Annotated in this window: 20 protein-coding genes; 2 read left to right on the top strand and 18 right to left on the bottom strand. The window is 66.3% G+C overall.

Annotated features, from left to right (window positions below):
- The 4 genes from CLM60_RS09685 to CLM60_RS09670 form a co-directional block, all read right to left on the bottom strand.
- Complete coding sequence (locus tag CLM60_RS09685; protein WP_095588957.1) at nt 1-849, bottom strand: ABC transporter permease; 849 nt, start codon at nt 847-849, stop codon at nt 1-3.
- Nucleotides 849-1,697, bottom strand: coding sequence for an ABC transporter permease (locus CLM60_RS09680; RefSeq protein ID WP_095588956.1), 849 nt, complete (start codon nt 1,695-1,697; stop codon nt 849-851). The genes CLM60_RS09685 and CLM60_RS09680 overlap by 1 nt, the downstream gene beginning before the upstream one ends.
- Complete coding sequence (locus CLM60_RS09675; protein WP_095588955.1) at nt 1,687-2,751, bottom strand: ABC transporter ATP-binding protein; 1,065 nt, start codon at nt 2,749-2,751, stop codon at nt 1,687-1,689. Before CLM60_RS09675 ends, CLM60_RS09680 begins: the two co-directional genes overlap by 11 nt.
- Nucleotides 2,752-2,837: 86 nt before the next feature.
- Nucleotides 2,838-3,971 carry an ABC transporter substrate-binding protein gene (locus CLM60_RS09670; protein ID WP_095589321.1) on the bottom strand — a complete coding sequence of 378 codons (1,134 nt, stop codon included), beginning with the start codon at nt 3,969-3,971 and terminating at the stop codon, nt 2,838-2,840.
- A gap of 206 nt (nt 3,972-4,177) precedes the next feature.
- On the opposite strand from CLM60_RS09670, the gene CLM60_RS09665 reads away from it, so the two are divergent.
- Together CLM60_RS09665 and CLM60_RS09660 are read left to right on the top strand one after the other, a co-directional pair.
- Nucleotides 4,178-5,179, top strand: coding sequence for a phosphotransferase enzyme family protein (locus tag CLM60_RS09665; RefSeq protein ID WP_095588954.1), 1,002 nt, complete (start codon nt 4,178-4,180; stop codon nt 5,177-5,179).
- Complete coding sequence (locus tag CLM60_RS09660) at nt 5,176-6,492, top strand: aspartate aminotransferase family protein (RefSeq protein ID WP_095588953.1); 1,317 nt, start codon at nt 5,176-5,178, stop codon at nt 6,490-6,492. Before CLM60_RS09665 ends, CLM60_RS09660 begins: the two co-directional genes overlap by 4 nt.
- Nucleotides 6,493-6,496: 4 nt before the next feature.
- On the opposite strand, the gene CLM60_RS09655 is transcribed toward CLM60_RS09660, so the two are convergent.
- The 14 genes from CLM60_RS09655 to CLM60_RS09590 form a co-directional block, all read right to left on the bottom strand.
- Nucleotides 6,497-7,264, bottom strand: a complete 768-nt coding sequence (locus CLM60_RS09655) for a DeoR/GlpR family DNA-binding transcription regulator (protein WP_095588952.1) — start codon at nt 7,262-7,264, stop codon at nt 6,497-6,499.
- A gap of 97 nt (nt 7,265-7,361) precedes the next feature.
- On the bottom strand, nt 7,362-8,246 hold the full coding sequence (purU, locus tag CLM60_RS09650; protein ID WP_095589320.1) for a formyltetrahydrofolate deformylase: 885 nt from the start codon (nt 8,244-8,246) through the stop codon (nt 7,362-7,364).
- Between the two features lie 195 nt (nt 8,247-8,441).
- Nucleotides 8,442-9,011, bottom strand: a complete 570-nt coding sequence (locus CLM60_RS09645) for an aminomethyltransferase family protein (RefSeq protein WP_095588951.1) — start codon at nt 9,009-9,011, stop codon at nt 8,442-8,444.
- Entirely contained in the window at nt 9,004-11,949 is a 2,946-nt protein-coding gene (locus tag CLM60_RS09640; RefSeq protein WP_095588950.1) for a sarcosine oxidase subunit alpha family protein, read from the bottom strand. The genes CLM60_RS09645 and CLM60_RS09640 overlap by 8 nt, the downstream gene beginning before the upstream one ends.
- Nucleotides 11,946-12,236, bottom strand: coding sequence for a sarcosine oxidase subunit delta (locus CLM60_RS09635; RefSeq protein ID WP_095588949.1), 291 nt, complete (start codon nt 12,234-12,236; stop codon nt 11,946-11,948). Before CLM60_RS09635 ends, CLM60_RS09640 begins: the two co-directional genes overlap by 4 nt.
- A gap of 10 nt (nt 12,237-12,246) precedes the next feature.
- Nucleotides 12,247-13,497, bottom strand: coding sequence for a sarcosine oxidase subunit beta family protein (locus CLM60_RS09630; RefSeq protein ID WP_095588948.1), 1,251 nt, complete (start codon nt 13,495-13,497; stop codon nt 12,247-12,249).
- Between the two features lie 20 nt (nt 13,498-13,517).
- Nucleotides 13,518-14,834 (bottom strand): type III glutamate--ammonia ligase, encoded by a 1,317-nt coding sequence (gene glnT / locus CLM60_RS09625; protein WP_095588947.1) that lies wholly within the window; start codon nt 14,832-14,834, stop codon nt 13,518-13,520.
- A gap of 61 nt (nt 14,835-14,895) precedes the next feature.
- Nucleotides 14,896-16,221 carry an FMN-binding glutamate synthase family protein gene (locus tag CLM60_RS09620; protein ID WP_095588946.1) on the bottom strand — a complete coding sequence of 442 codons (1,326 nt, stop codon included), beginning with the start codon at nt 16,219-16,221 and terminating at the stop codon, nt 14,896-14,898.
- Nucleotides 16,222-16,235: 14 nt separating this feature from the next.
- A complete protein-coding gene (locus tag CLM60_RS09615; protein WP_425427226.1) occupies nt 16,236-16,904 on the bottom strand; it encodes a GltB/FmdC/FwdC-like GXGXG domain-containing protein in 669 nt (222 codons plus the stop codon).
- A gap of 53 nt (nt 16,905-16,957) precedes the next feature.
- On the bottom strand, nt 16,958-17,845 hold the full coding sequence (locus CLM60_RS09610; RefSeq protein ID WP_095588944.1) for a class II glutamine amidotransferase: 888 nt from the start codon (nt 17,843-17,845) through the stop codon (nt 16,958-16,960).
- A 168-nt stretch (nt 17,846-18,013) separates the two neighbouring features.
- Nucleotides 18,014-18,655 (bottom strand): helix-turn-helix domain-containing protein, encoded by a 642-nt coding sequence (locus tag CLM60_RS09605; RefSeq protein WP_095588943.1) that lies wholly within the window; start codon nt 18,653-18,655, stop codon nt 18,014-18,016.
- Between the two features lie 154 nt (nt 18,656-18,809).
- On the bottom strand, nt 18,810-21,245 hold the full coding sequence (locus tag CLM60_RS09600; protein WP_095588942.1) for a GcvT family protein: 2,436 nt from the start codon (nt 21,243-21,245) through the stop codon (nt 18,810-18,812).
- Nucleotides 21,242-22,117 (bottom strand): phosphotransferase, encoded by an 876-nt coding sequence (locus CLM60_RS09595; protein ID WP_095588941.1) that lies wholly within the window; start codon nt 22,115-22,117, stop codon nt 21,242-21,244. The genes CLM60_RS09600 and CLM60_RS09595 overlap by 4 nt, the downstream gene beginning before the upstream one ends.
- Nucleotides 22,114-24,483, bottom strand: a complete 2,370-nt coding sequence (locus CLM60_RS09590; RefSeq protein WP_483855346.1) for a trimethylamine N-oxide demethylase — start codon at nt 24,481-24,483, stop codon at nt 22,114-22,116. Before CLM60_RS09590 ends, CLM60_RS09595 begins: the two co-directional genes overlap by 4 nt.
- Nucleotides 24,484-24,487: the final 4 nt, after the last annotated feature.

Here is a 24,487-nt window from a genome sequence, read left to right as displayed (position 1 = left end):
TCATGTTTCCTGCGGAATCTGCTGGGCGGCCTGTTCCGACGGCACCCGGCCCGCCAGCGCCCGCATCCGGCGCAGCCCCCAGGGCACCAGCAGCCCCAGCGCCACCAGCACGACCGAGCTGCCCACCGTCAGGATGCCCACCGTCGGCACCAGCGGCGAATAGCCCGACACCATCTTGGCATAAAGCCATTCCGGCAGGGTACTGTCCGCACCCGTGGTGAACAGCGACAGCGGGAAATTCCCCCAGCTGAGCAGGAACGCAAACAGCCCCGCCGACACCACGCCGGGCATCAGCAGCGGGATCGTCACCTCGCGCAGGGTGTCCCATGTGCTGGCGCCCATGTCGCGCGCGGCCTCTTCCAGCGCGGGATCGAAGCTATAGGCGCGGATGGAAATCACCAGCGTCGCGATCGGCGCGATCCAGACCAGATGCGCCACCACGGCGGTTTTCCAGCTGGGCACGATCCCCAGCGTGTTGAACCACATCAACAGCGCCAGCCCCAGCACCGTCTGCGGAAAGAAGATCGGCAGCAGGATCAGCTTCTGATACGCCTTGCGGAACCGCCAGGAATAGCGCGCAAAGGCCAGCGCACCGAAGAACCCGATGATCATGCTCAGCACCGTGACGATGCCCGCCACCTTGAGCGACAGCACCAGCAGGGTCTGCACCGTGTCCGATGCCAGCGCCTCGCCATACCAACCATAGGCATAGCGGCGGATCGGAAAGCTGAGATACCGCGCCTTGGAGATCGAGGCCAGCCCGACCGAGAAAAGCGGCAGGTACAGGAACGCGATGACCAACAGGCCATAGAGCATCAGGACCGTGGCGGTGAAACGGGATGTGCGCATTATTTCCGTGCCATCATACTGTCGAGATCGGCCCGCCCGATCCCCCAGATCGCGATGCCGCCCACGATGGCGATCAGCACCATCGCCAGCGCCGCGCCCAGGGGCCAGTTCTGACCATAGGTAAAGGCGGTTTCGACCTCGTCCGCGATCACGATGACCGCCTGCCCGCCCAGCAGCTTGGATTCCGCAATCGCCCCGGCCGACAGGACAAAGGTCAGCAGGCTGCCCACCAGAATGCCCGGCATGGCCAGCGGCAGCTCGACCTCGCGCAGGACCTGCCAGCGGGTGGCGCCCAGATCGAACGCCGCCTGCCGCGTATCATCGGGCACCATGGCGATGCCCTGGGCCAGCGGAAACAGCATGAAGGGCAGATAGACATAGACCAGCCCGAAGACGATGACCGGCACGTTATACAGCAGCCCGTCGAACCCCGCCCCGGTCCAGTGGCGCAGGTAGCCTTCGATCAGGCCGCCCTTCATCAGGGTCAGCACCCAGCCAAAAAGCCGGATGTTTTCCGACACGAACAGCGTCATCACCACGCAGATCGTCAGCACCAGCGAGAACCGCCCTAACACCTTGGCCATGCCATAGGCCAGCGGCCAGCAGATCACGAACAGGATCGCCGTGGCCGCCAGCGCCATGCCCAGCGACCACACGACCGATTTCCAATAGCCTTGCGTCAAGACCGTGTAATAGGCCGAGAAATCCGGCAGATGCGCCAGCGAAAACACCTTGGGCGGCATGGTGGAAAACGCCGCGACCAGCAGGATCGGCGCGAGGAAAGCCAGCGCCAGGAACCCGCCCAGCGGCAGCGCATAGAACAGACCCAGTTGCCGGTCACGCTGCATCGGGAACCTCGGCAATCAGGTGGCAGGCATCGGCGGGACAGCCCAGCGTGATCTCGGCCCCCACCCCGCCTTGGGCGGCATCCTCGCGCAGGACCTCGACCGTGACGGTGCCGCCACCCGCGCGGCGCAGCGTGTATTGCATCCGCGATCCCAGCAGATATTCGGCCTCGATCACGGCGGTGAAACAGATATCGGCGGTGCCGCTCGGCGGCAGGATCGACAGGCTTTCGGGCCGGATCATCAACGTGCCGCTCTGCCCGGCAAAGCGGCTTTGGGCATGGGGCGACAGGGTGACGCCCGGCACCTGACCGGCGGTCATGTCAAACAGGTTCACCTCGCCCATGAACCCCGCCACGAAACGCGACACCGGCTTGGCATAGATCTGTTCGGCGGGCGCGATCTGTTCGAAGCGGCCCGCGCGCATGATGGCGATGCGGTCGGACATGACCATCGCCTCTTCCAGGCTGTGGGTGATATAGATGAAGGTCTTGCCGGTGCGGCGATGCAGGTCCTTCAGCTCCTTCTCCAGCGTCTTGCGCAGGCGGTAATCCAGCGCCGAGAGCGGCTCGTCGAAAAACAGGATCTCGGGGTCGAAGGCCAGCGCGCGGGCCAGCGCCACGCGCTGCCGTTCGCCGCCCGAACACTGGTCGATCCGCTTGCCGTAATAGTCGCGCGGCAGGCGCAGCAGGTCCAAAAGCTCCAGCGCGCGCGCCCGGCGGTCGGCGGGCGGCACCTTGCGCAGCTTCAGCGGGAATTCGATGTTCTGCCCCACGGTGCGATGCGGGAACAGCGCCAGCGACTGAAACACCATGCAGGTGGGCCGCTTGTTGGCGGGCACCTCGTCGATGCGCCGGTCGCGCAGCCAGATCGAGCCATCGCTGGGCTCGTCGATCCCCACCAGCAGACGGATCAGCGTCGTCTTGCCGCTGCCCGAGGGGCCGACGATGGTCAGAAACTCGCCCTCGGACACGTTCAGGTCGATGCTGTGCAGGGCGGTGAAATCATTGAACCGCTTGGTCAGTCCGTTGATCCGCAGGATTGGCTGGTCGCCCATGATACTTCGTTTCCCCAGGCCGCGATGTCGTCATTCGGACGGGGCCGCACGCAGCAAGCGGCCCCGCCCAACCCGTGCGCGTGCGATCAGGAACGCCGCGCCGCGGTATAGATTTCCATCAGCTTGTCGTAATCGGCGACCACGTCATATTCGACGGATCCGGCCATTTCCTCGGCCAGGCTGTCCCACTGGATCGCGTCCAGCTCGTCGGCATCCCACAGGCTGAACACCGCCTCGTCGCCCATCTGGGCCACGGGGTTATAGGTGCCCTCGGCAAAGCCCACGGCCTTGCAGATCTCGGGCTTTTGCACGAATTCCAGGAAATCCTCAGCCAGCGGCGACGGGTCGGGGTTGTTGACGACCGATGTCAGCTCGATCCAGACCACACCGCCCTTGCCACCCACGGGGCCGGATTTGGGCGTGATGCCGCGCACATTGGTCAGCCCGTCCAGACGCGCGGGGCTGGCCGTGTAGGTGCCGCCGGTGAAATAGGCGTCGATCTCGCCATTGATCAGGGCGGTGTTCATTGCCACCAGATCGTCGGTCAAGAGCTTCGCGCCGCCGAAGATCTGCGTGGCCACGTCGGTAAAGGTCGCGAAACCGGCTTCGTCCAGCGGCTCGAACGGGTTCAGATCGCCCGTCAGGCACATGTGGATCAGGTTCCAGTTGTCATAGGTCAGCACGCCGTACCGCCCCGCCATCGCCGGATCCAGGAACAGCTTCCAACCCTGATCCTCGGCCATTTCGCGGCTGATCTTGTCGGTGTTCACCACGAACGAGAACGGACCATAGCGCTGCGGCATCCCGATCAGCTCGCCCCCCGCATCGAATGCCAGCGGATAGGCGGGATCGGAAAACTCGGGCGCCATCTTCTCGAAATACGGCATGAACCGGTCCTTGGTCAGCGGCTTGATCAACCCCTCGGGCAGAAGCTGCCCCCGCGCCCAGGGCTGGTTCAGGTTGATCAGGTCCCAGACATTGACCTCCCCCGCGCGCAGCTTGTTGATCATGTCGGGGTCGGATGTGCCGCTTTCGGCGCGCACCGTGGCACCGGGGTGCAGGTCGCGGAACGGGCTGAGCACATCGTCGGTATTATACCCCTCCCAGCACAGGATGTTCAGTTCGTTGTCGCGGGCGGCGCGGGCGGCACGGGGCATCATCAGCCCGGCGGCCCCGGCAGCCCCCAACCCGGCGGTAAAGGCGCGGCGGTTCAGTTTCATGGCGGTCTCCATCCTCTGTCGGTGGTGCCGGATCGAATGCCCGGCACGCGGGCCGCGATCAGTGCGGCCTGTGTTTTTGGCACGTGCCGCTTTTGCAGCATCTATCGAATTGATTCCGGCTTATGTTGCATTTCGCAAGCTTAAATGTTGCAAGACGAAGATTTTTCTTCTAGCCGTTTCTCAGACGCAAAATAAAAGGGCACCCGATGGCTGGATTGTACGATGACGGGTTCGTGGAACGCCTGCGCCTGGGCGTTGCGGGGTTGGCGCCGCTGTGGGGCTTGGGGCCGAAGACGCGGATTCGCCTGCTGACCCTGTCGGAAAACGCCACCTTCATCGCCGAAGACCCGGCTCGCGCCGCGCCGATCATCCTGCGGGTGCATCGGCCCGACTACCACACGCGGGCCGAGATCGAATCAGAGCTGGCCTGGATCGCCGCCCTGCGCGACAGCGGCACGGTCGACACGCCCGAACCGCTGGCCCTGCCCGATGGCGGCCATATCGCCGAGTTCGAAGATCAGGGCCAGACGCGCCATGTGGTGGGGTTCAGCTTCATGCCCGGCGCGGAACCCGATGCCGACGCGAAACTGGTGGCCGGGTTCAGGGTGCTGGGTGCGATCTCGGCCCGGCTGCATGGCCATGCCAGCACCTGGACCCCGCCCGAGGGCTTCGTGCGCAAGACCTGGAATTTCGACACCGCCTTCGGGCCCGAGCCGCTTTGGGGCGACTGGCGCGCCGCGCTTGGGCTGACGCCCGACCAGAAGGCGGTGCTGGACCGGCTCTGCGATGTGTTGCAGGCGCGGCTGGCGGCCTATGGCACCGGGCGCGACCGGTTCGGGCTGGTCCATGCCGATCTGCGGTTGGCCAACCTGCTGGTCGATGGTGACACGCTGGGGGTGATCGATTTCGACGATTGCGGGTTCTCGTGGTTCATCTATGACTTCGCCGCTGCGATTTCCTTTCATGAAACCAATGACATCGTGCCCGATCTTCAGGCGGCCTGGATCGCGGGCTATGGCTCTGTCGCGCCGCTGGCGCAGGAACATATCGACATGATCCCCACCTTCATCCTGTTCCGGCGATTGCTGCTGACCGCCTGGATCGCCAGCCACCCCGAAACCGAAACCGCCGCCGCCGCCGGGCTGGCGGACTATACCCAAGGGACGGTCGATCTGGCCCGCGCCTATCTGGCGGAGGCCGGCGCATGACGCGCGAGGTCCGCCAGATCCTGGACATGAACGCCTTTGACCCCGGCCGCGCCGGGCAAAGCGATGCGGTCGCGCGGCGGCTGTCGAACCTGGGCGCGGCGTCGGTCCTGTTTTACCGCGAGCCGATCCAGATGGTGTCGGCCAGCGGCGCCTGGATGACCGCCGCCGATGGCACGCGCTATCTGGATTTCTATAACAACGTGCCCTCGGTCGGGCACAGTCACCCGCGCGTGGCCGCCGCCGTGGCCGATCAGATCGCGGTGCTGAACACCAACATGCGCTATCTGGTGGCGGTGGTGGACGATTACCTGCAGGCGCTGAAGGCCAAGCTGCCCACCGATCTGGAAAACATCGTCCTGACCTGCTCGGGCAGCGAGGCGAACGACCTGGCCATGCGCGTGGCGCGCCGCGCCACCGGCGGGACGGGCTTCGTGGTGACGCAGACCGCCTATCACGGCAATACCGCGCTGGCGACCGATGCCTCGCCCTCGGCGTTCAGGACCGGGGATGTACCGGATTTCGTCGTCGCCATCCCCGCCCCCGGCGCGGCGCAGTACGGCGACGATATCGCGGGCGGCTTTGCCGCAGCGGTACGCGGGGCCATCGCCACACTGGCCGACCGGGGGCTGAAACCCGCCGCGCTGCTGGTGGATTCGATCTTTTCCTCGGACGGGATCTTTGCCGACCCGCCCGGTTTCCTGGCCCCCGCCGTGCAGGCGATGCAGGACGCGGGCGGGCTGTTCATCGCCGACGAGGTGCAGCCGGGCTTTGCCCGCACCGGCGACGCGTTCTGGGGCTTTGCCCGCCACGGGGTCGCGCCCGATATCGTCACGATGGGCAAACCCATGGGCAACGGCTTTCCCATGGCGGGCATGGCGGCACGGCCGGGCGATCTGGCAGCGTTTTGCGAAAATGTGGGCTATTTCAACACGTTCGGCGGCAATCCTGTGGCGGCGGCGGCGGGACTTGCGGTGTTGCAGGTGATCGAGGACGAGGGGCTGCAGGACAACGCCCGCGACGTGGGTGCGCATCTGCTGGCCGGGCTGCGCCAGATCGCGGACCGCGCGCCACAGGTCGCCGATATACGCGGCGCGGGGCTGTTCATCGGCATCGACCTCGGCTTGCCCGACGCGCCGGACAGCCCCGACCCGGCCGAAACCGTGCGGGTGATCGACGCCATGCGCGACCGTGGCATTCTGATAGGCGCCGCAGGGCGTTACGGGGCGACGTTGAAGGTGCGCCCGCCGCTTTGCCTGACCCGGGACGAGGCCGATCTGTTCCTGACCGCCTTTGCCGAGGCGACCGGCGCCTGACCCCTCAGACCGGGACCTGCCGCACCTCGACCCCGCCACCCTGCAAGGCCTGCGCCAGCGGCCCCTGCGGCTGGCCATCGGTCAGCAACAGGTCGATATCCCCCCATTCGGCATAGCGCGCGGTGGCCATCCGGTCGTATTTCGACTTGTCGGCCACCACCATGTGCCGCGTGCTTTGCCGCAGCATCGTGGCATAGACATCCGCGGCCTCGATCAGCGCGTCGGTCGGCCCGGCGGGCGACAGCGCGCTGGCGCCGGTCACCGACCAGTCGGCGGTGTAATCGGCCAGGAACCGCACGGTCTGGGCGCCGTGCATCGCGCCCTCGCCCGAGTGATAGACGCCTGGCGCCATGATCACCTGAATCGTCGGATTGAAGCTTAGAACCGTGGCCACGCCGAAGGAATGGGTGATGACGGTGATCTCGTTCATCTCGAACGCGATGCGCTTGGCGATCTGCACCGTGGTCGCCCCCGACCCGATCATGATCACCCGCGCCTTGGCCAGGATCGGCCCCGCCGCGCGGCCGATGGCGGCCCGTTCGGCGACGAAATCCTTGTGCCGCTCGGACAGGGCGGGTTCGGCCGGCTGGCGCAGCATCGCCCCGCCATAGGTGCGGCTGATCAGCCCCTGCCCGGCCAGGTCCTCAAGGTCGCGGCGGATGGTTTCAGTCGTCACCCCCAGCGCCTCGGACAGCCGGTTCACCCGCATGGTGGGATTGGCGGACAGCTGGTCCAGGATCGCGGTGTGGCGCCGGGTTTTCTTGGTCGACATCGTGGCTCCGGTTCGGGCGCGCCAGCGGTGGCGCACCCCCTAGCGATAGCGCAACCCACGGGGGATTTGTCAACAAAATCGCCGGTCAGGCCGCGATTCAGCCCATGCGTTCGCTGGCATAGCTGCCGGGCGAGGCCGGGAACACCACCGTCTTGTCCCCGTTCAGGAACACCCGGCGGTGGATATGGGCGTGGATCGCGCGGGCCAGCACCTGGGCCTCGACATCGCGGCCCAGCGACACGTAATCCGCCGCGCTTTGGGCGTGGGTCACGCGGGTGATGTCCTGTTCGATGATCGGGCCTTCGTCCAGATCGGCGGTCACGTAATGCGAGGTCGCCCCGATCAGCTTCACCCCGCGTTCAAACGCCTGTTTATAGGGGTTTGCGCCCTTGAAGCTGGGCAGGAACGAGTGGTGGATATTGATGATCCGGCCCGACATCTTGCGGCACATCTCGTCCGACAGCACCTGCATATAGCGCGCCAGCACGACCAGTTCGGCCTCGGTCTCTTCGACCACGGCCATGATCTGCGCCTCGGCCTGGGGTTTGTTTTCCTTGGTGACCTTGATGCAGTGGAACGGGATATCGTGGTTCACCACGACCTTCTGGTAATCCATGTGGTTCGAGATCACGGCCACGATCTCGATCGGCAGCGCCCCGATCCGCCAGCGATAGAGCAGATCGTTCAGGCAATGGCCGAACCGGCTGACCATGATGATGACCTTCATCTTCTCGGCCTCGTCATGGAATGCGAACTCCATTCCGAATGCGGCGGCGGTTTCCGCGAACCCGTCGCGCAGCTGGTCCAGCGTCGCGCCCTGTTCGCTGTCGAAGCTGACGCGCATGAAGAACCGGTCGGTCTGGGCGTCGTCGAACTGGGCGCTGTCGGTGATGTTGCAGCCGTTGTCGGCCATGTAATTGGCGATGGCCGCGACGATCCCGCGGGTCGACGTGCAGGTTACGGTAAGGGCGTATTTCGTCATCTCGGATCCTTTGGAAACGGCCTGGCTGCGCGCACCGGCCAACCGGATACGCTGTTTTCTGCTGCGGTAACAGTTGCGGCGCGGACAGGGGCCGCGCCAAGCGACATGGCGCCCGTCAAAACCGACAGGCGGGAAACAGGCCGGGATATCATCATCTTGCGGCCCGGATGCCAAGGCCCGATGGGCGTGCGCCGGTCATCGGGGCACCGCCAGACGCCGCAGCGTCCCGTCCAGGTGCTGCCACAGGCTTTCCGCCGCCGATCGCAGGCCCAGCAGCAGCAGCCGGTCGGGCGCCAGACGCAGCGCGATGATGCCCAGATGCCCGGTCTGGCTGCGCGTGGCCCGCCCCGGCGCCAGCGTGGCGGGGTCCAGGTTCACCAGCCGCGTCAGCAGCTCTGCCATCGGCGCGCCATCCGCATCATCCTTTGACCGGATGTCCAGGATCACCCAGCCATCGGTCTGTTCGGTCACGCTGCAATCCGGGGCGGCGGCGGCGATATCGGCGGCGAAATCGCCGCCCGCGCCGTCCGCGCCCAGGATCAGCCACTGATCGGGGCCCATACAGACGGCCATCGCCCCGTCGGCCCCGGCCCAGCCCCCCGGCCCCGGCAGGGGCAGCCCCAGCGGCACGGGCACATCCGCGCCCCGCCGCAGCGCGACCGAGGCCAGCGCGGTCGTCACATCCTCGGCCATGCTCAGCGCGCCATGGGTCGCCGTCCGGGCCGTCGTGGTGCCAAAGGCGGTGGTCGGGATCAGATCAGTCACGCAAACGCCCCCCTTCCGGGTCCAGGAAATGCGGGCTGACCACGCGGACGGTCACGTCCGTGCCGGCCAGCGGGTTGGCGGCGGTGATCTCTTCACCAAGCCGGTCGGCGCCGTTTTCCAGAAAGCCCAGCCCGATATGGCTGTTCAGATGCGGCGAATAGCAAACCGATGTGATCCAGCCCTGATCGGTTTCGGTCTTCTGCGCGGCCCCGGCGGTGAATAGATGCGCACCGCCCACCAGCGGCGTGGCCGGATCGGCGGGCATCAGCCCCACCAGCGCCCGCCGTTCGCCCACCAGCCCCTCGCGCCGCGACAGGACCACGCCCAGCGCGTCTTTCTTCTGCGACACCATGCGGCCCAGCCCAAGCATCTGCGCGGTGGTCTGGCCGTTGACCTCGGCCGCCGTGCAATGGCCCTTTTCGATCCTCAGGACATTCAGCGCCTCAAGCCCGTAAGGCACCACGCCCAGATCCGCGCCCTTGGCCATCAGCCGGTCCATCAGCGCCGCGCCATAGCGCGCGGGCACGGCCAGCTCGTAGGCGAGCTCACCGGAAAAGCTGATCCGGAAAAGCCGCGCGCGCAGCCCGCCACAGACCGTCAGCGTATCGCAGGCCATGAACGGAAAGGCCTCGTTCGACAGGTCGGCATCATCGACCACCCGTTCCAGCAACGCGCGCGATTTCGGCCCCGCCACGGCGATCTGCGCCCAGGCATCGGTGGTCGAGATGATCTGGACATCCAGATCGGGCCACAGCCCCTGCCGCGCGAATTCCATATTGCGATAGACCAGCCCGGCATTGGCGGTGGTGGTCGTGACGACAAAGTGATCCTGGGCCAGCCGGGCGCAGGTGCCGTCATCATAGACGAACCCGTCCTCGCGCAGCATCAGGCCATAGCGCACACGCCCCACCTTGAGCGTGGACATGGTATTGGCGTAAAGCCGGTCCAGAAACGCGGCGGCATCGCCCCCCTGCACGTCGATCTTGCCCAGAGTGGTCACATCGCAGATGCCCACGCCGGCGCGCACGGCCTGCGCCTCGCGGTCGACGGACTGGCGCCAATGGGTTTCGCCCGGGCGCGGATAATACTGCGCCCGCATCCATTGCCCGGATTCGATGAAGACCGCCCCGCGTTCGGCCGCCCAGTGATGGGTGGGGGTCAGGCGCGTGGGTTTGAAATGCGTGCCCGGATCACCCCCCGACAGGGCCGAGATCGCGACAGGCGTATAGGGCGGGCGGAAGACCGTTGTGCCGGTCTGCGGTATGCTTTGCCCCGTCAGCTCGGCCATCACGGCCAGCGCGGTGACATTCGCGGTCTTGCCCTGATCGGTCGCCATGCCCAGCGTGGTCCAGCGCTTCATATGCTCGACACTGCGCATGTTTTCGCGATGGGCCAGGGCGATGTCCTTGACCGTCACATCGTTCTGGAAATCGACCCAGGCGCGGCCCGGCCCCGGCACATGCCAGATCGGCGCGGGCGGGGCGCTGTGATCCTCGGCCACGGGCAGATCGGGCAGGCTGGCGGCGATCCCCAGATCCCGCAGCGCGTCCTGTGCGCCCTTTGCCCCGCTGGCCAGCGCGGCAGCCGTCGTGCCCTGCCCGGCGGCGGCGCCGATGGCGCACAGCCCCGGCGGGCCATCGGGTCCGGGCACAAAGGCCTGCAGGGCATCATCCCAGACCGGGCGCCCCCGGTGATGCGCGGCCAGGTGCAGGTTCGGGTTCCACCCGCCCGACACGCCCAGCGCCGCGCATTCGTACCAGTCATTGCGCCCCTGATGCGCGATGCGGATCGATGACAGGCCCAGCCGCCCCTGCGTGCCCGTGACCTGCCCGCCCGCAAAAAGCTGGCATTCGCCCAGCCGCGGCGCATCTTCGCGCGGGTCGATCACGCCGAAAATCGGCACGCCCCGCGCCATCAGGTCCAGCGCGGTGCGGTGGCCGTCATCGTTGTTGGCGAATATCGCCACCCGGTCGCCATCGCGCGCCTGCGGCGTCACCGCCCAGCGGTTGGCATAGGCGCGCATCGCCCCGGCCAGCATCACGCCGGGGCGGTCGTTGTTGGCAAAGGGGATGTGGCGTTCGATCGCGCCAGCGGCCAGCAGGCTGCGCTTCGCGGTGATCCGCCACAGGGTCTGGCGCACGCGGCCGCCCGGTTCCGCCAGATGGTCCGAGACATGTTCGACCGCGCCATAGATCCCGTGGTCATAGGCGCCAAAGACTGTTGTGCGGGTCAGGATCCGCAGGTTGGGCAGGCTGCGCAGCTCTGCCGTGACCCCCGCGAGCCAATCGGTGGGGGGGGCATCGTCCAGCGCATGGCTTTCGGCCAACAGCCGCCCGCCCAGCCGGAAATCCTCGTCCGCCAGCACCACTTGTGCGCCCGCCCGCGCCGCCGTCAGCGCCGCCGCCAGACCCGCCGCGCCGCCGCCGATCACCAGCAGATCGCAATGCAGGTAGCCCTTGTCATAGGCATCCGGGTCGGCCTGCATCGGCAGCTTGCCCAGACCCGCCGCGCGGCGAATGATCGGCTCATAGAGCTTTTCCCAAAAGCTTTTGGGCCACATGAAGGTCTTGTAATAGAAGCCCGCGGCAAAGAACGGCGACAGCAGGTCATTGACCCCCAGCGCATCCACCGCCAGCGACGGCCAGCGGTTCTGGCTGGTGGCCTGCAGCCCGTCGAACAGTTCCACCACCGTGGCCCGCGTGTTGGGCGTGGCCCGTGCGCCGCTGCCCACCGTGACCAGCGCATTGGGTTCCTCGGACCCCGCCGCAACCACGCCACGCGGGCGGTGATATTTGAAGCTGCGCCCCATCAGCCGCACGCCATTGGCCAGAAGGGCCGAGGCCAGCGTGTCGCCCGGATGCCCGGCATAGCGTTTGCCGTCGAAGGTGAAGTTCAGCGTCTGGCTGCGGTCGATCAGCCCGCCCGTGATACGCGTCATGCCGCGCCCTCCGCCAACCGTCTGGCCACGTCGCTGGCCAATTCCGCGCCAAGGATTTCATGCGTCAGCGTATCGCGCGTGACCACCAGCCAGGACCGGTCGCCCTGTTCGTGATACCACAGCTCGCGGTGCAGCCCGGCGGGGTTGTCGCGCAGGTAAAGGTAATCGAAAAACGCGGCCTCGGCGCCATCGGCCAGACCATCGGGGCGGGCCAGCAATTTCGCATCGCCCATGATCGTGAATTCCTGGGAATCGCGGGGACCGAGAAGCGGGTGAGGAATGATCATCGCGTGCCCCCTAGTGCAGGTTCGGCTGGGCGCCCGCGCCCTTTTCGTCGATCAGGTGACCGCGTTCGAACCGGTCCAGCCGCATCGCGGTCGTGACCGGGTGCGGCGTGTCGGTCGCCAGCAGGTGGGCAAAGGTATAGCCCGAGGCCGGCGTCGCCTTGAACCCGCCATAGCACCACCCGCCATTCAGATAGAGCCCCTGCACCGGCGTCCGGTCGATGATGGGCGAGCCATCCATCGTCATGTCCATGATCCCGCCCCAGCTGCGCAGCACCCGCGCCCGCCCGATACCGGGCAGCATCGCCATGCCGCATTCCATCACATCCTCGACCACCGGCAGATTGCCCCGCTGCGCATAGGAGTTGTAGCTCTCGATATCGCCACCGAAGACCAGCCCGCCCTTGTCCGACTGGCTGATATAGAAATGCCCGGCGCCAAAGGTGATGACCCCGTCGATGGCGGGTTTCAGCCCCTCGGACACGAACGCCTGCAAGCCCTGGCTTTCGATCGGCAACCGCAGGCCCGCCTTTTCCATCACCCGCGTGGTGGACCCCGCCACCGCCACGCCGACCTTGCCCGCGCCGACATAGCCGCGCGTGGTCTCGACGCCCTTGACGGTGCCGTTTTCGATCCGGAAACCCGTCACCTCGCAATTCTGGATCAGGTCGACCCCCGCCAAGTCCGCCCCGCGCGCAAAGCCCCAGGCGACGGCATCGTGCCGGGCTGTGCCCGCGCGGCGCTGCAACAGCCCGCCCCGGATCGGGAAGCGCGCGTTGTCGAAATTCAGGAACGGGTACATGTCGCGCACCGCCGCCAGATCCAGCAGCTCGGCATCCGCGCCCGACAGCAGCATGGCGTTGCCCCGCCGGCGATAGGCGTCGCGCTGTGCGTCCGAATGGATCAGGTTCAGGATCCCGCGCTGGGACATCATGGCGTTGAAGTTGAATTCCTGCTCCAGCCCCTCCCACAGTTTCAGCGAGAACTCATAGAACGGCTGGTTGCCCGGCAACAGGTAATTGCTGCGCACGATGGTGGTGTTGCGGCCGATATTGCCGCCCCCCAGCCAGCCCTTTTCCAGCACCGCAACCCGCGGCTTGTCGAAGGTGTTGGCCAGGTAATAGGCCGTCGCCAGCCCATGCCCGCCCCCGCCGACGATCACGATGTCATAGGCGGGCTGGGGGTCGGGATCACGCCACAGCGGCTTCCAGCCCTTGTGGCCTGTCAGCGCCTCTTTGACGACACGGAAACCGGAAAAGCGCATGTGTTCAGGCTTTCACTCTGTCAGATGTCCAGCGTGTTTTCGCGTTCCCAGTGCGAGAAATGCGAAACGAAGCTGTCCCATTCCTGTTGTTTCATCTTCGCGTAAGAGCCACTGAACTCTGCCCCCAGCATATCGGTCAAGCCGGTATCCGACACGAATGCGCGAATTGCGTCCAACAGGTTCAGCGGCAGTTTCGGCGCGTCGGTGACGGTGTGGCCTTCGGCGTACATGTCGATATCGTGGCGCGGGCCGGGGTCGGCCTTGGACCGCAACCCCGACAGGCCCGCGGCGATGATCGCGGCCTGCAACAGATAGGGGTTGGCCGCCCCGTCGGGCAGGCGCAGTTCGAACCGGCCCGGGCCCGGCACGCGGACCATATGGGTGCGGTTGTTGCCGGTCCAGGTCACCGTATTGGGCGCCCAGGTGGCCCCCGATGTGGTGCGCGGCGCGTTGATCCGCTTGTAGCTGTTGACCGTGGGATTGGTCAGCGCGGCCAGCGCGGTGGCGTGTTTCATGATCCCGCCCAGGAAATGCCCGCCCTGTTCGGACAGCCCGACCTCGCCGATCTGGCCGCCCGCATCGCCCGCGAAGGCGTTGGTCTTGCCATCCAGATCCCAGACCGAGATATGGGCGTGGCAGCCATTGCCGGTCAGCCCCTCGATCGGCTTGGGCATGAAGGTCGCGCGCAGCCCGTGTTTCTCGGCCACGGATTTGACCATGAACTTGAAGAAGCTGTGCCGATCGGCGGTCACAAGCGCGTCGTCGAATTCCCAGTTCATCTCGAACTGGCCATTGGCGTCTTCGTGGTCGTTCTGATACGGGCCCCATCCCAGATCGAGCATGTAATCGCAGATCTCGGCGATCACGTCATAGCGGCGCATCACCGCCTGCTGGTCGTAACAGGGCTTTTCGGCGGTGTCGGCGGGGTCCGAGATCTTGTCGCCCTCGGGCGTTAGCAGGAAGAATTCGGCCTCGACCCCGGTCTTGACGCGCAGCCCTTCGGCTTCGGCTTCGGCCACCAGCTTGCGCAGCACGTTGCGCGGGGCCTGGGCGACCTCGGCGCCCTCCATCACCGGGTTTGCGGCGACCCAGGCGACCTCGGGCTTCCAGGGCAGCTGGATCACGGTCGACGGATCGGGCACCGCCAGCATGTCGGGATGGGCGGGCGTCATGTCCAGCCAGGTGGCGAAACCGGCAAAGCCCGCGCCCTCGTCCACCATGTCGGCGATGGCCTGGGCGGGCACCAGCTTGGCCCGCTGCCCCCCGAACAGGTCGGTGAACGAGATCATGAAGTATTTCACGCCCTTTTCGGCGGCGAAGGCGGCAAGATCGGTCATGGTGGTGTCGGTATCCCTGTCTGTGTCGCGGGGCGATGCGTGCCGCCCCGTCGCTGATGGTTCAGAACCCGCCCTTGCCGGGGATCCAGCCCGTGCCCGCCAGCGGCACCTGCGCCATGGCGGCGGCTTCGATGGTCAGCGCGCACAGGTCTTCGGGTTCCAGGTTATGCACGTGGCTTTTGCCACAGGCCCGCGCCAGCGTCTGGCATTCCAGTGTCAGCACGTTCAGGTAATTGCGCAACCGCCGCCCGGCCTCGACCGGGTCCAGCCGCGCCATCAGCGCGGGGTCCTGCGTGGTGATGCCCGCGGGATCGCGCCCCTCGTGCCAGTCGTCATAGGCGCCGGTGGTGCTGCCCAGCTTCTGGTATTCGGCTTCCCATTTAGGGTCGTTGTCGCCGATGGCCACCAGCGCGGCGGTGCCGATGCTGACCGCATCCGCGCCCAGCGCCAGCGCCTTGGCCACATCCGCGCCGGTGCGGATCCCGCCCGACACGACCAGCTGCACCTTGCGGTGCATGCCCAGATCCTGCAACGCCTGAACCGCCGGGCGGATACAGGCCAGCGTGGGCTGGCCCACATGTTCGATGAACACATCCTGCGTGGCCGCCGTGCCGCCCTGCATCCCGTCCAGCACGATCACATCCGCGCCCGCCTTGACCGACAGCGTCACGTCGTAATAGGGCCGCGCGCCGCCCACCTTGATATAGATGGGCTTTTCCCACTTGGTGATCTCGCGCAGCTCCAGGATCTTGATTTCCAGGTCATCCGGCCCGGTCCAGTCCGGATGCCGACAGGCCGAGCGCTGGTCGATCCCCTCGGGCAGGTCGCGCATCCCCGCGACCCGTTCGGTGATCTTCTGGCCCAGCAGCATGCCGCCGCCGCCCGGCTTGGCGCCCTGCCCCACGACGACCTCGATCGCATCGGCGCGGCGCAGATCGTCGGGGTTCATGCCATAGCGGCTGGGCAGGTATTGATAGACCAGCTTTTCGGAATGGCCGCGTTCCTCTTCGGTCATGCCGCCATCGCCGGTGGTGGTCGACGTGCCCGCCATCGTGGCGCCGCGGCCCAATGCCTCTTTCGCGGGGCCGGACAGTGAGCCGAAGGACATGCCCGCGATGGTGATCGGGATCTTCAGCTCGATCGGTTTCTTGGCAAAGCGTGTGCCCAGCGTCACGCTCGTCTCGCATTTCTCGCGATAGCCTTCCAGCGGATAGCGCGACATCGACGCGCCCAGAAACAGCAGGTCGTCGAAATGCGGCACCCGGCGCTTGGCCCCGCCGCCGCGAATGTCATAGATGCCCGTGGCGGCCGCCCGGCGGATTTCCGAGTTCGTATCGTTGGAAAAGGTCCAGGACTGGCGCGGAAGCGTGTTGGGTGTTTCGTCCATGTTCTCGGGTGTCCTCAGTAGTCGCCAGCGTGGTCGATATTGAAATTGTAAAGCTTGCGGGCCGAGCCATAGCGGGTGAATTCCTCTGGCTTGGCATCCGCGCCCGCGCGGTCCAGCAGGTCGCGCAGCAGCGCGATATGTTCGGGGCGCATTTCCTTTTCGATACAATCCGCGCCCAGGCTCTTGACCTTGCCGCGCACGAACAGCCGCGCCTCGTACAGGCTGTCGCCCAGCGCGTCGCCCGCATCGCCCAGCACCACCAGGTTGCCCTTTTGCGCCATGAAGGCCGACATATGCCCGATATTGCCATGCACCACGATGTCGATCCCCTTCATCGAGATCCCGCAGCGCGAACTGGCGTTGCCCTTGACCACCAGCAGCCCGCCATGGCCCGTGGCCCCGGCATACTGGCTGGCATCGCCGTCGATGATGACGGTGCCCGACATCATGTTTTCGGCCACGCCCGGCCCGACAGAGCCGGTGACATGCACCGTCGCCTGCTTGTTCATCCCCGCGCAGTAATACCCGGTCGAGCCCTTGACCGTCACCTCGATCGGGGCATCCAGCCCCACGGCGACCGCATGGCTGCCGCGCGGGTTTTCGATCACGAAACGGGTCTGGTTGGTACTGGCCGATTGCGCCTGCAAGGTCTCGTTCACCTCGCGCAGCGGGGTTTCGGTCATGTCCAGCGTCTGAACACCGGTGTCGGTTTCGGCAATGGCGGTTGCGGTCATGTTCAGCGCTCCCAGAAATAGACGGTGGCGGGCTCGGGTTCCCAGACGCGGGCGGCCTCGATCCCCGGCAGGTCGGCAAAGGCGCGGTATTCCGAACCGAAGGCGACGTAATCGTCGGTTTCGGCCATCACCGCGGGCTTGCACGCAATCGGGTCGCGAACCACGCCAAACCCGTTTTTGGTGCCCATGACAAAGGTGAAGAACCCGTCCAGATCGTCCAGCGTCCCCTCCAGCGCCTGGCCCAGATTGGCCCCTTCGGCGATGCGGGACGAGATATAGCAGGCCGCGACCTCGGTATCGTTCTCGGTCTTTGGCGGGAAGCCCTTCTGGGTCAGCACGCGGCGCATCTGGTTGTGGTTCGACAGCGAGCCGTTATGGACCAGGCACTGATCCTCGGCCGTGGAAAACGGGTGAGCGCCCAGCGTCGTCACCGCGCTTTCGGTGGCCATGCGGGTGTGGCCGATCCCGTGGCTGCCGCCCATCGCGCGCAGGTCGAACCGCGCCGCGACCTCGTGCGGCAGGCCGACCTCCTTGAAGATCTCCATCGATGCGCCCAGCCCCATGATCCGCAGGCCCCGATCCTCGAGAAACGCAACGGCGGCGTCGCGCGCGCCATCGGGGATCGACAGGACCGCATGGGTGTCGACCACCCGCATCGTGACATCGGCGCCCAGCGCCGCCGACAGCGCGGCATCCAGCCCGTCAAAGCTTTCCTGCGGCGTGTCGGATTGCACCGTGACCTTCAGCCCGTCATCCCCATCGCCATAGATCGCGATCCCGGCACTGTCGGGGCCGCGATCGGTCATGGTGATCAGCATATCGGTCAACATCTCACCCAATTGCGGACGCAGATCGGGGTTCTTCAGAAACAGGCCAACGATACCACACATGGTCCTCTCCGTTCAGCAGCAGGCAATGCGCCTTTCGGAGACAAATCTAGCCAGCAAAAAGTTTCGCTGCAAGAAAGTTTTTTTACTTTCAGAAAAGTTTTTGATGGAATCCGACTCTGCCCAAAAATACGCCGAAACAGGCGGTTTTCGGGTGGTCTGGCGTCGGATTCAGCCCTGTTGCGGGTAGCAGATGACGGACAGATAGCGCGCGGGCAGGTCGATCAGCACCTCGGGCCCATGCGGCGCGTCGGCATCGAACAGCAGGGAATCGCCCGGCTCCAGCAGATAAAGCTGGTCGCCATGGCGGTAATTCACCACCCCTTCCAGCATATACAGCAGCTCGATCCCCTCGTGCTGGAAGGCCGGGAAATGGTCGCTCTCGCTGTCCAGCGTGATCAGATAGGGCTCGACCACGACGCCCGAATTGTTCGACCCGATATGCCCCAACAGGCTGTATTGATGGCCCGCACGGGTGCCCGCGCGTTCGATCTCGACCCCATTGCCGGCCTTGACATGCATGGCGCCGCGGATCTCCTCGAACCCCGAAAACAGCTGTACCAGCGGCACGCTCAGCGCATTGGCCAGGATCTGCAACGTGTTGAGCGAAGGCGAGATCACCCCGTTTTCGATCTTGGACAGCATCCCCACCGACAGGCCGGTCTGTTCGGCCAGTTCCGATCCGGTCATGCGCTGGCGTTTGCGCAGCTCGCGCACTTGGCGGCCGATGGCGACCTCCAGGTTCTTTTCCCGCACCTCGCGCACCGCGTGGGGGTTCTGTGTCAGTTCCGTTTTCGCGCTTTTCTTCTTCATCTTTGGCCGGATCTCTGTTTGGGCAACCTGTGGTGGGGCGGCGCAGGCCCGATGTCAAGCCTGCACGATCCGCAACGGCGGCATGCGCGCCCCGGGACGGGGCGGCACAAAGACGGTCTTTCCGGTTTCAGATCAATCTCTTGCAGCGGAACCCTCAGATTTTCATGCGCGCGTGTTTCGGATCGTAAAGCGGGGCCAGCGTCACCTGACAGGGCACCCGTTCGGTGGCCACCTCAAGCGTATAGTCGCCCGACAGAACCTCATCGCGGGTCACGCCATCGGGGTTGCGCACATAGCCCATGCCGATGGATTTGCCCACCGTGTGCCCATATCCGCCCGACGACAGATAGCCCACACGTTTACCGTCGCGAAAGATCGTCTCGCGCCCCAGCAGGATCACATCCGGAGCGGCGGTAAAGGTCGCCAGCATCCGGGTGACGCCCGTTTCGCGCTGCGCCAGGATCGCGTCGCGGCCACGGAAATCGCCCTTGTCCAGCTTCACCGCCCAGCCCAGACCGGCCTCGATCGGGGTGGTGTCGGGGCCGATATCCGCCCCCCAGGCGCGATAGCCTTTTTCCAGCCGCAGGGTTTCGATGGCGCGATAGCCCGCATCGGTCAGCCCGTGCGGCCCACCCGCCGCGTGCAGCGCGTCGAAGACGGTGGCGGCGTATTCGGTGGGCAGGTGCAGCTCCCACCCCAGCTCGCCGACATAGCTGACGCGCAGCGCCCAGACCGGCGCGCCCGCGATGGCGATCTTCTGCGCCGTGCCAAAGGGAAAGGCCGCGTTCGACAGATCCGCCCGCGTCACCGCCTGCAGGATCGCGCGCGCCTTGGGACCCATCAGCGACAGCACAGCCTGGGCAGATGTCACATCCACCAGCTGCGCCCGCGCATCGCCCGGCACCCCCCTGGCGATCCAGTCGAAATCCCGCGTGGCAAAGCCGGTGCCGGTGACCACATAGAATTCATCCCGCGCGATGCGGGCGATGGTCACATCCGCCTCGATCCCGCCGTGATCGTTCAGCATCTGGGTATAGGTCAGCGTGCCCACCGGCCCGGAAATGTCATTGGCGGCAATCCGGTTCAGCACGGCTTCCGCATCGGGACCTTTCAGCAGGAACTTGGCGAAACTGCTCTGGTCGATCAGCACGGCGGCCTCGCGCGCGGCGCGGTGTTCGCGCCCGACGGCCTCGTGCCAGTTGGGCCGCTGGAAGTTATAGATATCGCGCGGCGTGTCGCCCGGCCCGGCGAACCAGTTGGGCCGCTCCCACCCCAGTTTCTCGCCAAAGACCGCCCCGCGCGCCGCCAGCCGGTCATAAAGCGGCGAGCGGCGCCCGGGCCGCCCGCTGTCATGTTCCTCGGCCGGCCAGGCCATGGTGTAGTGTTTGCCATATGCCTCGACCGTGCGGGTGCGGATCCAGTCGGTGTCGAAATGGCTGCGCCCGAAGCGGCGGATATCGACGGGCCACAGATCGAAGGGCGGCGCGCCCGTCGCGACCCATTCCGCCAGCGCCATGCCCGCCCCCCCGCCCGAGGCGATGCCGAACGCATTGAACCCCGCGCCGACGAAAAACCCGGGCTGCTCCGGTGCCTCGCCCAGGATGAAATTGCCGTCCGGCGTGAAGCTTTCGGGGCCGTTGGTCACCGTCTTGATCCCGGCGGTTTCCAGCGCGGGCACCCGGCCCAGCGCCTGTTCCATGATCTGTTCGAAATGGTCGAAATCGCTGTCCAGCAGGGAATAGTGGAAGCCGGGCGGGATGCCGTCCACGGCCCAGGGCTTGGGGTTCGGCTCGTAGCCGCCCATGACCAGGCCGCCGACCTCTTCCTTCCAGTATGTCAGCCGGTCGGGATCGCGCAGCGTCGGCAGGTCGGGCCTCACGCCGGGGATGGGTTCGGTGACCATGTACTGATGTTCCATCGACACCAGCGGCACATTGACCCCCACCCGCGCCGCGAAATCGCGGGTCCACTGGCCGCAACAGGCCACGACGACGGGCGTTTCGATGCGGCCGCGTTCGGTCGTCACGCCCCGGATCACGCCATCCTCGATCTCGACCGACAGGACCTTGGTATCTTCGAAGATCCGGGCGCCCGCCATCCGCGCGCCCTTGGCCAGCGACAGGGTGATATCGGACGGGTTGGCCTGACCATCGGTCGGCAGGAACGCCGCCCCCACCACGTCCGACACATCCATCAGCGGCCACAGCGCCTGTGCCTCGGACGGGGTCAGCAGATCCATCTGCAGGCCGAAGGAATGGGCGGTGGTGGCCTGGCGCTTGACCTCGGTCCAGCGTTCTTGGTTACAGGCCAGCCGCAGCCCGCCATTGCGCTTCCAGCCCGTCGCCTGCCCGGTTTCCTGTTCCAGCGTATCGTAAAGCTGCACCGAATAGCCCAGAAGCTGCGTGATATTCGCGCTGGAGCGCAGCTGCCCCACCAGCCCCGCGGCGTGAAACGTGGTGCCCGATGTCAGCTTCTTGCGTTCCAGCAGCACCACGTCCCACCCCAACTTGGCCAGGTGATAGGCGGTGGAACAGCCGATGATGCCCCCGCCGACGATCACCGCCCGGGCGGTGGTGGGAAAATCGGTCATGCGCCCTCCTTCCAGGCGGTCAGGGCGGCTTGGAACTGCGCCAGATTTTCGGCCGTATAGGCCGGGTAATCGAACTCGATGTCCGAGGTCAGCTCGGACACCATGCTCCACATCGCCTCGCGCAGGAGCGAGGCGCATTTCATCGCACCATAGCGGCGCAGGTAAGCGGCATCGGGGGCGTGGCCCAGGTACCGCGCCAGCATCCCCTGTTCGGCCGCCGCACCCAGCCCCGCATTGCTGGCCAGCCCGCCCAGATCGAACAACGCGGAATTGAACCCGCCATATTCCCAGTCGACCAGCCACAGCCGGTCGCCCCCCTGCAGGATATTGGCGGGCAGCAGATCGTTATGCCCCAGCACCAGCCGGACCGGGCCGACGGCCTCTTCCAGCTCGGCGGCGGTGGCCAGCAGGCCGTCCAGCTTGTCCACATGGGGCGAGGCGTGATCGCGAAGATAGCCCGCATAATCGCGCAGCACATGGAACACCCAGAAGGTCAGGACAGGTCCGCGCAGCCGGGGTGTCAGGTCGCGATGCACCCGCGCCACCAGATCGACAGCCTGCGCCAGCACCTGTGGGTCATGCAGATCCTCGGGCGTCAGCGCGATGGCTTCGACGAAGTCAAAGACCAGCAGCCCCGGCGCGGCGTGGCGCAAGGCGGGCGAGATCCCGGCATCGGCCGCCGCGCGGGCCAGCGCGACCTCGTTCCAGCGCATGATCCCGTGTTCGGGAATATCGGCGCCCAGCCGCACCACGTATTTGCCGGTGCCGTCCTGCACCACCGCATTCACATTGGTGATCCCGCCGCCCAGGGGCGTGATCGTGACCGGACCGGACCAGAAATCCATCGCGCGGATGCGGTCCTCTGCCCTCATGCGTCGTAGTCCCCTTTCGCGCGGCTCTTGTCGGGGTCGAAATGCGGAAACCGGACCACGGTCGCCTGAAGCCGTTTCTGGTGCCCGTCGAGTTGGCCGATTTCCAGCTCGGTCCCGATCTCGGCATGTTGGATGTCGACACGGGCCAAGGCAATGGTCTTGTTCAGGATGGGCGAGCGCGTGGCCGAGGTCACGACCCCCACCTGCACCCGGCCCAGCCGCACGCAATCGCCATGAGCGGGCACGGTGCGCGCGGGCAGCTCCAGCCCCACCAGCCTGCGCTGCGGGGCGGCCTTGCGGGTTTCCAGCGCGGCGCGGCCGATGAAATCGTCGGTCTTGGATTTCAGCGGCACGGTGAAACCGATCCCGGCCTCGAACGGGTCGGTCTGGTCGTCGAATTCATGGCCCGCAAAGGCCAGCCCGCTTTCGATCCGCAGCATGTCCAGCGCCGCCAGACCCAGCGGTTCCATCCCCAGCGGCTCGCCCACCGCCCAGATCGCGTCGAACACCGCCACCGCATCCTTGGGGTGACAGAAGACCTCGTAGCCCAGCTCGCCGGTGTAGCCCGTGCGGCTGATCACGCAGGGGATACCGTCATAATCGCCCACCCGCGCGATGGTGAAGCGGAACCAGCCCAATTCCTCGATGGTGGGCTGATGCGGCGGGGTCCAGAACACCTGGTCCAGGATCTGACGGCTCAGCCGCCCCTGCACCGCGACATTGCACATCTGGTCGGTCGAGCTGCGCACCCAGGCATTCATGCGGTGCTTGACCGCCTGTTCGCGCATCCATGTGCCGCTGTCGTCGCAACCGCCGATCCAGCGGAAATTGTGATCGCCCAGCCGGAACACGGTACCATCGTCGATCATGCCGCCGTTTTCGGCGCAGACAGCGGTATAGACGACCTGCCCCACCGCCAGCTTGGCCATGTTGCGGGTCACGCACATCTGCAGCAGCGCCTCGGCATCGGGGCCGGTCACCTCGAACTTGCGCAGGGGCGACAGGTCCATGATCGCGGCGCGTTCGCGGCAGGCCCAGTATTCCTGCAACGCGCCCCGGCCCGTCATCTCGTTGGCCAGCCAATAGCCGTTATAGTTCACGAAATCCCGCGTATGCCGTGCAAAGCAGGCATGAAAACCGGTTTCCTTGGTATCCTCCACGGGGTCCTCCGGGCGTTTGCGCCACCCGATCGAGCGTTTGAACGACTCGCCCGGACGATAGGTGCGCATCTGTATGTCTGTGGGATTCCAGCCATTGGCCGGGTCGATATCGTCGGGGCATGCGGTCGACACGCAGACCAGATCGGTCAACGCCCGCAGCAGCACATAGTCGCCCGGCCGCGACCAGGGCTCGTCGGTCACGATCCCATGATCGGCGTCGATCAGCGTGTTGAAGAAGAAGTTGATCGCGGGCCACCCCGCGCGCGGCCGCACGCCATAAGGCGCAAGCCCCGCGTTGATATTGTCGGTGCAGTTCACATGCCCCGGATAGCCCTGATCGGCATAGCTGCGCGCGGTACAGGCCAGCCCGAACGTGTCATGCCGCCCGCATGTGTCCTGAACGATTTCCACCAGCGGCTCGAAATCCACGTTCCAGTATTTCGCGTGCAGCCCCGGTTGGGGATAGATATGCCCGGTCAGCGATCGTGTGGCGGTCGGGTCGATCTCGCGCTCGATCCCGGCCTCCAACGCGCGGGCGGAAAACGCCTGAAAATCCGAACATTCCCGCCCCTGCACATCCAGGATCTGGATGAAGCCGCCCTTTGCGACCTCATATACATGCGCCTCGCCCGGGGCGATGTTCACGTCCAGGATCGGGTCGGCCAGCGGATCGGGCGGCGCAAGCAGGCCCGCCGCGCCGGTCGTGGCCCGGCGCAGGTACAGCAGCAGTTCGGTCGGCGGGGTCTGGTCCTGTGGCGCCATCGGCCCGCCGGGGGCCGCGACGATCAGCAGCCCGTCTTCCTGTGCGGTGAAACTGGCGCTGTCGCCGGGGCGGCCGTCACCGCCCAGACACCGCACGGCGCGCGCCTGTCCCAGATCAAACCCCGCGCGGTCCAGCGCGCGGCGCACCGCCTGCCCCGAAGGCCCGGCCATGATCGCCTGTTGCAGCCCCACCGGCGCGCCATCGTCCGGCGCGCCGATCAGCGCCGCGTCGCTGCGCCCGTCAGCGGCAAAGACCACCAGCTCGGCCATCTGCCCGCCCTCGCGGTCGACCACGGTGATCTCGTCGCCCGCGCGCAGCTCCAGCGCACGCGATCCGCCCGGTGGCACCGGGTGGCGTTCCATCCCCGGCGGCAGCACCGGCAGCCCGGGCGTCCGCACCCCCGACCGCAGATGCGCCCGCCCGAAATCCGCGAACCCCGCCAAGGCG

Source organism: Actibacterium ureilyticum (assembly GCF_002285435.1).
GTDB lineage: Bacteria > Pseudomonadota > Alphaproteobacteria > Rhodobacterales > Rhodobacteraceae > Actibacterium_C > Actibacterium_C ureilyticum.
Note: the sequence above shows the minus strand (reverse complement) of the source record. Positions and strands in the feature narration are given on the sequence as shown.

Coding starts and splice junctions, on each gene's coding strand:
- purU (WP_095589320.1), bottom strand. CDS start 8,246: ATGACGAAATACGCCCTTACCGTAACCTGCACGTCGACCCGCGGGATC.
- CLM60_RS09595 (WP_095588941.1), bottom strand. CDS start 22,117: ATGAGGGCAGAGGACCGCATCCGCGCGATGGATTTCTGGTCCGGTCCG.
- glnT (WP_095588947.1), bottom strand. CDS start 14,834: ATGACCGATCTTGCCGCCTTCGCCGCCGAAAAGGGCGTGAAATACTTC.
- CLM60_RS09685 (WP_095588957.1), bottom strand. CDS start 849: ATGCGCACATCCCGTTTCACCGCCACGGTCCTGATGCTCTATGGCCTG.
- CLM60_RS09630 (WP_095588948.1), bottom strand. CDS start 13,497: ATGCGCTTTTCCGGTTTCCGTGTCGTCAAAGAGGCGCTGACAGGCCAC.
- CLM60_RS09600 (WP_095588942.1), bottom strand. CDS start 21,245: ATGACCGATTTTCCCACCACCGCCCGGGCGGTGATCGTCGGCGGGGGC.
- CLM60_RS09660 (WP_095588953.1), top strand. CDS start 5,176: ATGACGCGCGAGGTCCGCCAGATCCTGGACATGAACGCCTTTGACCCC.
- CLM60_RS09665 (WP_095588954.1), top strand. CDS start 4,178: ATGGCTGGATTGTACGATGACGGGTTCGTGGAACGCCTGCGCCTGGGC.
- CLM60_RS09640 (WP_095588950.1), bottom strand. CDS start 11,949: ATGACGCGTATCACGGGCGGGCTGATCGACCGCAGCCAGACGCTGAAC.
- CLM60_RS09615 (WP_425427226.1), bottom strand. CDS start 16,904: ATGACCGAAACCCCGCTGCGCGAGGTGAACGAGACCTTGCAGGCGCAA.
- CLM60_RS09655 (WP_095588952.1), bottom strand. CDS start 7,264: ATGTCGACCAAGAAAACCCGGCGCCACACCGCGATCCTGGACCAGCTG.
- CLM60_RS09680 (WP_095588956.1), bottom strand. CDS start 1,697: ATGCAGCGTGACCGGCAACTGGGTCTGTTCTATGCGCTGCCGCTGGGC.
- CLM60_RS09635 (WP_095588949.1), bottom strand. CDS start 12,236: ATGATCATTCCTCACCCGCTTCTCGGTCCCCGCGATTCCCAGGAATTC.
- CLM60_RS09610 (WP_095588944.1), bottom strand. CDS start 17,845: ATGTGTGGTATCGTTGGCCTGTTTCTGAAGAACCCCGATCTGCGTCCG.
- CLM60_RS09620 (WP_095588946.1), bottom strand. CDS start 16,221: ATGGACGAAACACCCAACACGCTTCCGCGCCAGTCCTGGACCTTTTCC.
- CLM60_RS09675 (WP_095588955.1), bottom strand. CDS start 2,751: ATGGGCGACCAGCCAATCCTGCGGATCAACGGACTGACCAAGCGGTTC.
- CLM60_RS09670 (WP_095589321.1), bottom strand. CDS start 3,971: ATGAAACTGAACCGCCGCGCCTTTACCGCCGGGTTGGGGGCTGCCGGG.
- CLM60_RS09605 (WP_095588943.1), bottom strand. CDS start 18,655: ATGAAGAAGAAAAGCGCGAAAACGGAACTGACACAGAACCCCCACGCG.